Genomic DNA, 12,243 nt, shown 5'->3' on the forward strand with positions numbered 1-12,243 from the left:
TCATAAAACATAAAAGCAGGCAGTTTTTAAGGTGAGATTAAATTGCAATTGATAGTTTATTCTTCAAAAAGCCTAAGCTCATCAAAATCTTCAATTTCGGATAATTTAAGCAGCTCGCTTTTTCTAATCTTAGTCACGGTCTTCTTGAATGCTTCTTCTCCGCTATCTGCATCCTCGTTAGTATTCTCGTTTCTTATCATGGTTGAGGTTAAGTAATTTATACTTACATCGTTGTTCACTATAGGTCCGTTATTATTACTTCTGTCATAACCAATAAGCTCAAGATCTGAATTTTGAAACCTAAAAGTATAGTTCCAATATCCATATCTTCCGTGTGCATAGGAAACAAATAGTTTTCCTTTTGTTATTTCGACAGATAATTCAGGGGGATAATAAACACCGCCATCTTCATTTTCTGATGAAAAACATTCATAATTTTTAACCGCTAATTCGTAACCGTCATTGTTTTTTAAAAGTACAATAATTCCTCTTCGATTACGATCTAATTCCCCACGGCTTTCATCTTTGACAAACTTACTTTTATCCGTTCCTTTAATCATAAGAGCGCAATCTTCCTGGCCGTCTTTATTTAAATCGCCAAAAACTTTTTCAAAAACAACATAACCTTTTGGTAAAAAATCTTCCGGATTTTTTCCTTTTTCGGTTGGTGAATCCGGATTTTCAGCAACTTCTTCAACACTATTTAAGGATTCCTGAATTTGCGCCGGCTCTTTTTTGTCTTTAGGATCTTTACAACCTGCGTTAAGTAATAATATTAAAGTTGTTAAATAAAGTAGAGATTTATTCATATAAATTATTGATAATTAAGTTTTAGTTTATTGTTTTTCTTTGATTGAGACCTTATTTTCCATTTGCCATTTTTCCTAGCATAATCATAATCAGGAATGTGTTTTGTGTTCGATTCTGGAAGTGCTTTTTTAGCGGCGTAACAGTAAGATTGATATGTAAATATAGTATTCTGTAGGTGAATTATTAATTTTAATAAAGAGAATAACATAAATAAGTTTTAGAATAAGCTTTGTAAAAATAGAATTAAAGAATTTTTTTGTTTGAAAATTTCAGCCTGATACTGTTATAAAAAAGCTTATTTTGCCTTAAAGATTGCTTGCTTTTGTATTTAACGAAGCATTAGTATTAATGCATAAAAAGCAAACTAAAAAAAATACTATCTTTACCGATCAAACGTTTATGAACTTAAGTTGCTTTTTTGCAACACTACATATATAATTATGGCATGTACAAGTTGTTCAACCTCAGATGGTGGCGCACCAAAGGGTTGTAAAAATAATGGGACTTGCGGCACCGATAGCTGCAATAAATTGACGGTTTTTGACTGGCTCGCGAACATGAGTCCGTCTAATGGAGAGGCTATTTTTGATTGTGTTGAGGTTCGTTTTAAAAACGGACGCAAGGAATTTTTTAGAAATTCAGAAAAATTAACTTTAAGTATTGGTGATATTGTAGCAACTGTTGCATCGCCAGGACACGATATCGGGATTGTAACTTTGACAGGAGAATTGGTAAAAATTCAAATGAAGAAAAAAGGTGTGAATCACGAAAGTAACGAAGTGCCTAAAATTTACCGAAAAGCTTCTCAAAAAGATATTGATATCTGGTCTGTAGCGCGTGATCGTGAAGAACCAATGAAAGTTCGTGCACGTGAATTAGCGATTCAGCATAAACTCGAAATGAAAATATCTGATATTGAATTTCAGGGAGACGGGTCTAAAGCTACGTTTTACTATACGGCGAATGACAGGGTCGATTTTAGACTTTTAATTAAAGATTTTGCCAAAGAATTCAGTACCAGAGTCGAAATGAAACAAGTTGGTTTCCGTCAGGAAGCAGCTCGTTTAGGCGGAATTGGTTCTTGCGGACGAGAACTTTGCTGTTCGACCTGGCTTACAGATTTTAGAAGTGTAAATACTTCTGCAGCGCGTTACCAACAGCTTTCGCTAAATCCTCAAAAATTAGCCGGACAATGCGGAAAATTAAAGTGTTGCTTGAATTATGAGCTTGACACTTATATGGATGCATTGAAAGATTTTCCTGATTACGACACTAAATTAGTGACCGAAAAAGGAGATGCTATCTGTCAGAAACAAGATATTTTTAAAGGATTAATGTGGTTTGCTTATACCAACAACTTCGCAAACTGGCATGTTTTGAAAATTGATCAGGTAAAAGAAATTATTGCCGAGAACAAACAGAAAAACAAAGTGTCATCTCTTGAAGACTTTGCCATTGAAGTAGTTTCAGAACCTGAAAAAGACTTTAATAATGCAATGGGGCAGGAAAGTTTAACTCGTTTTGATCAGCCAAAAAGAAAGAAAAAACCAAGTCGCAAACGCAAACCAAATGCCGAAGCAGCGATTGTGGCTACTCCAAACAAACCTCAGTCAAATCAAAATCAGAATAAACCCGCAGGAGGAAATCCAAATAAAGGGAATAACCAAAACAAGGGAAACAAACCGAATAATAACAAGCCGAATAAACCTAACAATTCAAACGAGAATAAACCGGCTGAGCCTAGAAAACCTATAATTATTACTAAAAATGAGAATAAAAAATAGTGCGATTCTTCTTTTGGTAGGGATAATGCTTTTTTCTTGTGATAAAAAAAGAGTATTCGATGAGTACAAATCTGTTGGAAGTGCCTGGAACAAAGACAGTATTGTAACTTTTGATCTACCAGTTTTAGATTCAACCAAAAAGTACAATTTATTTATAAATTTAAGGGACAATAACAATTATCCATTCAAGAATTTATTTTTAATTGTAGCTATCGAAACTCCAAGTGGTTTCACCAAAGTAGATACTTTAGAATACGAGATGGCAAAACCGGACGGAACCTTGCTAGGAAACGGTTTTACGGATATAAAAGAGAGTAAACTTTATTATAAACAAGATGTAAAGTTTAAAGGAAAATATAAAGTACACATCAAACAAGCTGTTAGAGAATCAGGGAAAATTCCTGGTGTTCAGGCTTTAGAAGGTATTACAGACGTAGGTTTTAGAATAGAACAAAAAGATTAGAAAAATAGTTATATGGCCACTAAGAAAAACAATCAACCTAATAGTAATAAAGATATTAACTACTATAAAAAGAAATTCTGGCGAGTTTTTGCTTATACCTTGCTGGGTATTTTAGCTTTCTTTTTATTTGCCTCGTGGGGATTATTCGGATCGATGCCTTCTTTTGAAGACTTAGAAAATCCGGATTCTAATTTGGCAACAGAAATTATTTCATCTGATGGAGTAGTAATTGGTAAATATTTTAAAACCAACAGATCACAACTTAAATATTCAGATTTGCCGAAAAACCTGGTAGATGCCTTGGTTGCAACTGAAGATGCCCGTTTTTATGAACATTCAGGAATCGACGGACGCGGAACGCTAAGAGCTGCTTTTTCCCTGGGAACCAATGGAGGAGCCAGTACTCTGACACAGCAGTTGGCAAAACAGTTATTTCATCGCGGAGGATCTAGCTTTTTACCTTTTAGAATAGTACAAAAGATAAAAGAATGGATTATTGCTATTCGTTTGGAACGTCAATATACCAAAAATGAGATTTTAGCGATGTACTGCAACGTTTATGATTTTGGAAATTATGCTGTTGGGGTAAGTTCGGCAGCTCAGACTTATTTTTCCAAAGAACCTAAAGATTTAACCATAGACGAATCGGCAATATTGGTGGGAATGTTTAATAATTCATCTCTTTATAATCCGTTGCGAAACCCGGTTGGTGTTAAAAATCGTCGTGATGTGGTGCTGGGTCAAATGGTAAAAGCCAAGATGATTACGGAGGCTCAGAAAGACAAGTACAAGGCAATGCCAATTGCTTTAAAATTCAAATTAGAAAGTCATCGCGAAGGAACAGCGACTTATTTCAGGGAATATCTTCGAGATTACATGAAAAAATGGGTTGCTGAAAACAAAAAACCAGACGGTTCTGATTACGATATTTACAAAGATGGTCTGAAAATCTATACTACTATCGATTCAAGAATGCAGTTACATGCCGAAGAAGCGGTTTCTGAGCACATGAAAAATTTACAGCAACAATTTTTTATTGAGCAAAAAAACAATAAAAATGCGCCATTTGTAAATATTACTCAGGCAGAAACAGATAAACTTATGATGCAGGCGATGAAAAATTCTACGCGTTGGGCTATCATGAAAGATCTGGATAAGAGTGAAGATGATATCATTGCTTCTTTTAAAGTAAAAACAAAAATGCGCGTATTTACCTGGAAAGGGGAACGTGATACGGTAATGACACCGCTTGATTCTATTCGTTATTTCAAACACTTTTTACAATCTGGTTTAATGGCGATGGAGCCTCAAACCGGGAATATTAAAGCGTGGGTTGGTGGAATCAATTATAAATATTTTCAATACGATCACGTAGGACAGGGAGCAAGACAAGTAGGTTCTACTTTTAAACCCTTTGTTTATGCCACTGCTATAGAGCAACTAAACATGTCTCCTTGTGATTCTATCCTTGACGGACCGTTTATGATTCACAAAGGACGTCATAACGTTACAGCAGACTGGGAGCCTAGAAACTCAGACAACAGATACCGCGGAATGGTTACCTTAAAACAAGGTTTGGCGAATTCCATAAATACGATTTCGGCTAAATTAATAGATCGTGTAGGACCTGAAGCTGTTGTAGAACTAACACACAAATTAGGTGTTAAAACCGAAATTCCTGCACAGCCTTCGATTGCTTTGGGAGCTGTAGATATTACGGTTGAAGATATGGTTGCTGCTTATGGTACATTTGCCAATCAGGGAGTATATGTAAAACCACAATTTTTAAGCCGTATCGAGAACAAAAGCGGAGAGGTTATTTATGAGCCAATTCCTGAATCTCATGACGTTTTGAATAAAGATATTGCCTTTGCAGTAATCAAATTACTTCAGGGGGTTACAGAAACCGGATCTGGTGCACGTTTACGTACGCAAGGAGGAGGAAGTGGAGATAATCGCTGGACAGGATATCCATACATGTTTAAAAACGCAATTGCGGGTAAAACAGGAACAACTCAAAACCAGTCTGATGGTTGGTTTATGGGAATGGTGCCTAACTTAGTAACAGGAGTTTGGGTAGGTTGCGAAGATCGTTCGGCACGTTTTAAAAGTTTAACTTACGGACAAGGTGCAACAGCTGCATTGCCAATTTGGGGTTACTTTATGAAACTTTGTTATGCAGATCCCGGACTTCAGGTTTCGAAATCAGATTTTGAGCGACCAGCAAATCTTTCGATAAAAGTAGATTGTTATAGTGCTCCAAAAGTAAAAGATACAACAGCTACGGAACAAAACACAGACGAATTCGAACTGTAGTTTAAATTCCTTTTTTATATAAAAATATCCTTTTGTGATCTTCTGAAATCAGTTGAAAACAAAAGGATTTTTTTTTGAATAAGTTTTAATGAAATTTTACAGCAAAGAGCGCTAAGATTTACGCAAAGTTCGCAAAGAAAATTAAAACTTTGCGTCTTCGCGCCTTTGCCAGATTTGAAATAGGATTCTTAGTGAATATTGTGGTTAAAAAGTAAATTTTATTTTTTGCGAAATCGTTATAATTTAATCTAAAAATCTTATTTTTATCAAAAATATACGGTAATAAAGACCATTTGTTATGATTACAAAAAAAGTAAATAACGTTCAAGAGGCTACAGCAGGAATAGAAAGCGGAATGACCATTATGTTTGGTGGTTTTGGTTTATGCGGAATTCCTGAAAATACTATAGCAGCATTAGTAAAAACAACCGTTTCTGATTTAACTTGTATTTCGAACAATGCAGGAGTTGATGATTTTGGTTTGGGGTTGCTTTTGCAGAAGAAACAAATCAAAAAAATGATTTCGTCTTATGTTGGCGAAAATGCTGAGTTTGAACGCCAGATGCTTTCCGGAGAACTTGAAGTTGAACTCACACCGCAAGGCACTTTAGCCGAACGTTGTCGTGCAGCACAAGCTGGAATTCCAGCTTTTTTCACTCCGGCCGGTTACGGAACCGAAGTTGCCGAAGGAAAAGAAGTTCGTGAATTCAACGGAAAAATGCATATTATGGAACAAGCTTTCAAAGCTGATTTCGCGATTGTAAAAGCATGGAAAGGCGATGAAGCCGGAAACCTTATTTTTAAAGGAACAGCCAGAAACTTCAATGCATGTATGGCCGGAGCGGCAAAAATTACCGTTGCCGAGGTTGAGGAATTAGTTCCTGTTGGTACTTTAGACCCAAATCAAATTCATATCCCGGGAATTATGGTCCAGCGTATTTTTCAGGGTGAAAAATTCGAGAAAAGGATTGAACAACGAACTGTGATACAGAAAGCTTAATTAGATAATGTGCCAATTTGATAATTAGATATTGTTTAGATTGCGCATATTAGCTAATTAAATGAGTGAGGTATTTGTCAATTAGATATCCAAGGCGGCATCGCAACTATGTTGCGTTATGTGTATGTGTATAATTGAAATGGTTTGACAATTAAATGTTTAGTATTAATTACATAAAGTAAGACATTATTTCATTATCAAATTCTCTAATTAACTCATTAAAATACGCACATTAAACTTATGACAAAGCTTTTTAATATCTTCCTGTTTTCCTTACTCTCTTTTTCGACTTTCGCACAACCGACAAATGAATTGAGACAACAATTAAATCAGATCATTTCGTCTAAAAACGCAACAGTTGGAATTTCGATAAAAGGCATTGAAGATAAAGATACTTTAAGTATCAACGGAAACTTAAAAGCGCCTATGATGAGTGTTTTTAAATTTCATATTGCTTTGGCAGTTTTAAATAAAGTGGATGAAGGTAAGCTTTCATTAACACAGGAGATTTTTATTAAAAAGAAAGATTTACATGAAAATACCTGGAGTCCGATGCGAGAAGATTATCCGGATGGGAATGTAAATTTAACTTTAGATAAAGTATTAAGATACACCGTTTCGCATAGCGATAACAATGGTTGTGATATATTGATTGATTTGGTTGGAGGAACAAAAGTGATACAGAAGTTTATCAATCAACAAGGAATTAAAGACTTTGTGATTAAAGTAAACGAAGATCAAATGAAAACCTGGAAAAATCTTTATGTTAATACAACTACTCCACTGGCAACAACAACGTTATTGGAAAAGTTTTTTAAAGGAGAAATTCTAAAAGAAAGCACCACAAAGTATTTGTACCAGATAATGACAGAAACATCAAGAGGTTTAACCTGGATGAAAGCCGGACTTCCTGAAAATACAGAACTGGCGCACAGAACAGGGATTTCAGGAACTAATGATGCTAATTTGAGAGTAGCAATGAATGATATTGGAATTGTAAAACTCCCCAACGGAAAGCATTTTATTTTATCCGTTTATTTAAAAAACATAATAGAGAAACAAGAAGATACAGAGAAAATAATTGCAGACATAACAAAAGCAACCTGGCATTATTTTACAAGAAAATAATTAGATAATTAGAAAATATGATAATTAGATAATTAATTAGATTGCGCAAAGTGCAGCATTATCTAATTATCTAATTTCCAAATTGACACATTAAAGACTATGTTAACAAAAGAAGATATTGCAAGACGAATTGCAAAAGAAGTAAAAGACAGGTATTTTGTGAACTTAGGAATCGGAATTCCGACTTTGGTTGCGAATTACGTGAGAGAAGATATTGCAGTTGAGTTTCAGAGCGAGAATGGCGTTTTGGGCATGGGACCTTTTCCTTTTGCGGGAGAAGAAGACGCTGATATTATCAACGCGGGAAAGCAAACGATTACCACACTTCCGGGAGCAAGTTTCTTTGATTCTGCTTTTAGTTTCGGAATGATTCGCAGCCAGAAAGTAGATTTAACGATTTTGGGTGCGATGGAAGTTTCTGAAAACGGAGATATTGCCAACTGGAAAATTCCGGGTAAAATGGTAAAAGGAATGGGAGGCGCAATGGATTTGGTGGCTTCCGCCGAAAATATTATCGTGGCCATGATGCATGTTAATAAAGCAGGAGAATCTAAAATATTAAAAAAATGTACTTTGCCATTAACGGGTGTAGGATGCGTTAAAAAGGTCGTAACCGAATTAGCAGTTCTCGAAGTAACTGAAAAGGGTTTTAAGCTCTTAGAACGTGCGCCAGGTGTTTCTGTCGAGCACATCATCGCTTCTACAGAAGCTGATTTAATTATTGAAGGAGAAATTCCTGAAATGGCTATTTAGATTAAAAAAAAAGATTTATGCCACAAAGACACGAAGACACAAGTTTTCTAAATAACAAAACCGCCTAATTTGGCGGTTTTTGTTTTATACTTTTAAAAATTACTTTGCGACTTTGTGTCTTTGTGGCATTTTATTACAATGTAAAACTCATACGACCAAAGTAGTAAGCTCCGGTAGTTCCCATTTGCACAGGAGCATATTTGAAAACTCCATAATAACTGTTTTCGTAAATTTGTCTGTCCGGGAAAATATCAAATAAGTTATTCGCTCCCAAAGCAATCTGAATTTTTGGAGTTATTTTATAAGCTACCGTCATATCTGTAACCACTTTTCCGTTGTGTTTCTGGATGCCTCCAAAAGGGAAACCATCACGAATTACTTCTCCAAAATAAGTATTTCTTACTAAGAAATTCCATTTGGTCAGGCTATAATTAATAGCAAAAGTACCTTTGTGTTTAGGCGTATTGGTCTCGATCAGACTTCTTTCCTGAGGTCCGTAATACACATCTTCCTGACCCACAAATAAAGATGGAATATTGTTTAACTGATCATCTACTTTATTGTCGTTGTAGTTGTACAATAACGAAAGATTCATTTTTCCCGGACCAACATTCATATCATAATCAATTACAACGTCAACTCCGTTTGTAGTAGTGTTAATGGCATTGGTAAAAAAACGGCCCGTTTGTGCGCCGTATTGCGCAAACAAAGTACGAAGGGCAGGGACAGGTTCACCAGAAGCGTCATTTCCTAAGTTTCCTGTAAGGATGATTCTATTATCAATTCTAATGTGGTAATAATCAGCTGTAATATGTAATTTTTTTGTTGGAGAATAAACAATTCCAAAACTGTAATTTCTCGAAGTTTCTTCTTTTAATTTCGGAATTCCCAATTCTTTCGCTACCTGACTGTCATTTCTAAAAATACCCGAATTCAGGATTTGCCCGTCAACAGCATCAGTTGCAATATTGTTGAAATATTGTTGGTGCAATGATGGTGCTCTGAAACCAGAACTAATGGCTCCACGAACAAATAGATTATCTAAGATTTTATATCTCGCAGATAATTTTCCGTTGATCGTATTTCCAAAATCAGTATAATCTTCGTAACGACCTGCAACTCCAATCAATAATTTCTCAGTAATATCCGCCTCAACATCAGCATAAACCCCAACGCTGTTTCTGTTTTCGTTCACTTCATTCAAAGGAGAAAATCCCGGGAATGATTGTGCTCCGCCGTTGATATAAGAGTTCTCTTCACCCGGAACAATTTTGTATTTTTCAAAACGATATTCACCTCCAAATGCAACATTCAAACCATGAAAAATATCTTTATATAATCTCGAAATGTCAGTATTCACAGTGTTTTGCAGGAAAGAGTGATTTCCCGCTTTAAAATCTGTCTGACCATTATCTCCTAACGAAACGTTGTTGGTATTCGATACATCATAAACAAATTTGTTTTCACCAATAGTATTGCTCACATCCAGTTTCCATTCTCCAAATTTAAATTTAAAACCAACCGAAGAAGAAAGATCTGTTACTACAGAATTCAGTTCTGGTTGAAACCCGAAAGGGAAAATTGAAGCGACAACATTTTCAGTCTCACTTGGTAAACGTCTAAAACCGTAACCTGTGCCTTCTCTGTGGCTCACGCCTCCGTTTGCATAAAACTCGATTTGATCGTTTAACGGAATTGATGCATTAAAGAATCCCTGAATATTCTGGATTTTTGCATCTCCGATCTGAAAATTAAAATCATCACGAGTCAATCCGTTTTGTGCCAATAAATTATCATCAAACTGTCGAGATTCGGCTGCATCATTTGCAAAATCATAAGAACTAGTACCAACATGATTACCTATTGAGGTTTGATCGAAAATGATCAGGTTATTGTTTTGAGAACGATTTGTTTTCTGACGATCATTAAATTCAGCCGAAAGGTTAATAAATCCACCTTTGTTGCCAATTTTTTTTCCGTAATTTAAGTTCACATTTGTAGTTTGTCCGTCATCTCTTGATGTTGAACCATAAGTAGCGTTTACTTCTAAACCTGCATTGTCTTTTAAAACCAAATTGATTACACCTGCAATCGCATCAGAACCGTATTGTGCCGCGGCACCATCACGTAAAACTTCAATTCTCTTGATTGCCGAAGCCGGAATTGCACTTAAATCTGTTCCCACAGAACCATTTCCTACCGTGTTTTGGTAATTAACTAATGAAGTGGTGTGTCTTCTTTTTCCGTTAATCAAAACCAAAACCTGATCAGGACCTAAACCTCTTAACGAAGCCGGATCTATATGTTCTGTACCATCGGCAGAAGATTGGCGGTTTGAATTGAATGACGGAATCAAATACGTCAAAATATCGTTTGTAGTAGTTTGCGGCGTTGTATTTCTGATTTTAGCCAGATTAACAACATCAACAGGAACTGCTGTTTCGAGTTTACTCTTATTGGGATTTCTACTTCCTACGACTACAATTTCGTCAAGACTATTATTTTCCAGGGCCAATTGTACTTCGATAACGTGATCTTTTGCAACGATTTCCTTGGTTTGATAGCCAAATAACGAAACAATAAGCGTTGGATTATTTACAGAAGCATTAATTGTAAACTTGCCTAAAGCATCGCTTGAAGCATTAATTTGAGTTCCTTTGATTAAGATTGTAGCAAATTCCAGAGGATTTCCGTTTTCATTCGTAATTGTTCCTTTTATCTCGTGACCTTGCGCAAAAAATAAAGTGCTGGATAAAGTAAGAATTGCTGTTATGACAATTTTTAATTTTTTTCTCATTGATAATTTAGTTTTGTAATTGGTGTGATAATTATTCAAAAAGATCCTACATAGCTTCTATTTGTCTACTATTTACATGGGATAATGAATAAAATGCAAATGTAGTCGTAAATAATCAAAATCGATTTATAAAATGATATTATTTCTAAGATAATGGTGTCAGATTTTGAGTTTAATGAAATATCTTTGCTGAAAATTTAAAAAGAGAAAAAATGAAATTACGTTTATTACTTTTTTTGTGTGCCATGACTTTTAATGGTTTTGCACAAAATAATGTATTAGTTTTTCAATCAGATTTTGGTTTGAAAGATGGGGCAGTATCTGCTATGAAAGGGGTTGCAATGGGAGTTTCTACCGATATTAAAATATTTGATGTAACTCATGAAATCCCGGCATTTAATATTTGGGAAGCAGCATATCGTTTGTCGCAAACGGCTCAATATTATCCAGCAGGAACAGTATTTGTATCGGTTTGTGATCCTGGAGTGGGTACAGCGAGACATTCTGTTGTGTTGTTGACTAAATCTGGTCATTATTTTGTAACTCCGGATAACGGAACTTTGACTTTAATAGCAGAACAATTAGGGATTCAGGAAATTCGTGAGATCGATGAAGTAAAAAACCGTCGCCAAAACTCAAACGAATCTTATACTTTTCACGGTCGTGATGTGTATGCTTTTACCGGAGCTCGTTTAGCGTCTAAAACCATCACTTTTGAAGAAGTTGGACCAAAACTGCCAAACGAAGTGGTGAAAATCGATTACCAAAAACCGGTTTTCGAAAAAGGAATCATCAAAGGAGGAATTCCGATTTTGGATATTCAGTATGGAAATGTGTGGACTAATATCGACAAGAAAACTTTCGCTAATTTAGATTTAAAAGCAGGTGATTTTGTTAAGATCCAGATCTTCAACGGAACTAAGAAAGCTTATGAAGGAAAATTGAAACTGGTACATACTTTTGGAGAAGTTCAGGTAGGTACTGATGTTTGTTATTTCAACAGTCTTTTAAACTTTTCATTGGCCGTAAACCAAGGAAGTTTCTCAGCAAAACATAAAATTTACAGCGGAGCTGACTGGAGTATTTTGCTTAGTAAATAAGCAGTAAACCAATTCATGAGATAAAAAAAACCGCCCAATTAGGCGGTTTTATTATTTATAATCTTTGCGACTTAGCGTCTTTGCGAGATTCT

At 35.4% G+C, this 12,243-nt stretch carries 9 protein-coding genes; 7 read left to right on the plus strand and 2 right to left on the minus strand.

Translation table 11 applies throughout. The annotated features are described in order from the left end of the window. Positions 1–56: 56 nt before the first annotated feature. Positions 57–809: a hypothetical protein gene (locus tag GIY83_RS20275; RefSeq protein ID WP_208683134.1), complete on the minus strand. Its 753-nt coding sequence runs from the start codon at positions 807–809 to the stop codon at positions 57–59. A 441-nt stretch (positions 810–1,250) separates the two neighbouring features. Here GIY83_RS20275 and GIY83_RS20280 point away from each other — a divergent pair, with 441 nt between their 5' ends. From GIY83_RS20280 to GIY83_RS20305, 6 genes are all read left to right on the plus strand, one after another. Further along, positions 1,251–2,594: a regulatory iron-sulfur-containing complex subunit RicT gene (locus GIY83_RS20280; RefSeq protein WP_194618009.1), complete on the plus strand. Its 1,344-nt coding sequence runs from the start codon at positions 1,251–1,253 to the stop codon at positions 2,592–2,594. Next, positions 2,578–3,057: a gliding motility lipoprotein GldH gene (locus tag GIY83_RS20285; protein WP_208683135.1), complete on the plus strand. Its 480-nt coding sequence runs from the start codon at positions 2,578–2,580 to the stop codon at positions 3,055–3,057. Before GIY83_RS20280 ends, GIY83_RS20285 begins: the two co-directional genes overlap by 17 nt. Positions 3,058–3,069: 12 nt before the next feature. Beyond that, positions 3,070–5,373, plus strand: a complete 2,304-nt coding sequence (locus GIY83_RS20290; protein ID WP_194618007.1) for a penicillin-binding protein 1A — start codon at positions 3,070–3,072, stop codon at positions 5,371–5,373. Between the two features lie 298 nt (positions 5,374–5,671). Continuing rightward, positions 5,672–6,373 carry a CoA transferase subunit A gene (locus GIY83_RS20295; RefSeq protein WP_194618006.1) on the plus strand — a complete coding sequence of 234 codons (702 nt, stop codon included), beginning with the start codon at positions 5,672–5,674 and terminating at the stop codon, positions 6,371–6,373. Positions 6,374–6,613: 240 nt separating this feature from the next. Continuing rightward, complete coding sequence (gene bla, locus GIY83_RS20300) at positions 6,614–7,501, plus strand: class A beta-lactamase, subclass A2 (RefSeq protein WP_208683136.1); 888 nt, start codon at positions 6,614–6,616, stop codon at positions 7,499–7,501. 99 nt (positions 7,502–7,600) lie between these two features. Next, positions 7,601–8,254 carry a CoA transferase subunit B gene (locus GIY83_RS20305; RefSeq protein ID WP_208683138.1) on the plus strand — a complete coding sequence of 218 codons (654 nt, stop codon included), beginning with the start codon at positions 7,601–7,603 and terminating at the stop codon, positions 8,252–8,254. Positions 8,255–8,387: 133 nt separating this feature from the next. Here GIY83_RS20305 and GIY83_RS20310 read toward each other — a convergent pair whose 3' ends face one another. Beyond that, entirely contained in the window at positions 8,388–11,051 is a 2,664-nt protein-coding gene (locus tag GIY83_RS20310; protein WP_208683140.1) for a TonB-dependent receptor, read from the minus strand. Positions 11,052–11,263: 212 nt separating this feature from the next. On the opposite strand from GIY83_RS20310, the gene GIY83_RS20315 reads away from it, so the two are divergent. Next, positions 11,264–12,151 carry an S-adenosyl-l-methionine hydroxide adenosyltransferase family protein gene (locus tag GIY83_RS20315; protein ID WP_194618002.1) on the plus strand — a complete coding sequence of 296 codons (888 nt, stop codon included), beginning with the start codon at positions 11,264–11,266 and terminating at the stop codon, positions 12,149–12,151. Positions 12,152–12,243: the final 92 nt, after the last annotated feature.

The sequence above is a fragment of the Flavobacterium sp. SLB02 genome (assembly GCF_009664855.1).
GTDB lineage: Bacteria > Bacteroidota > Bacteroidia > Flavobacteriales > Flavobacteriaceae > Flavobacterium.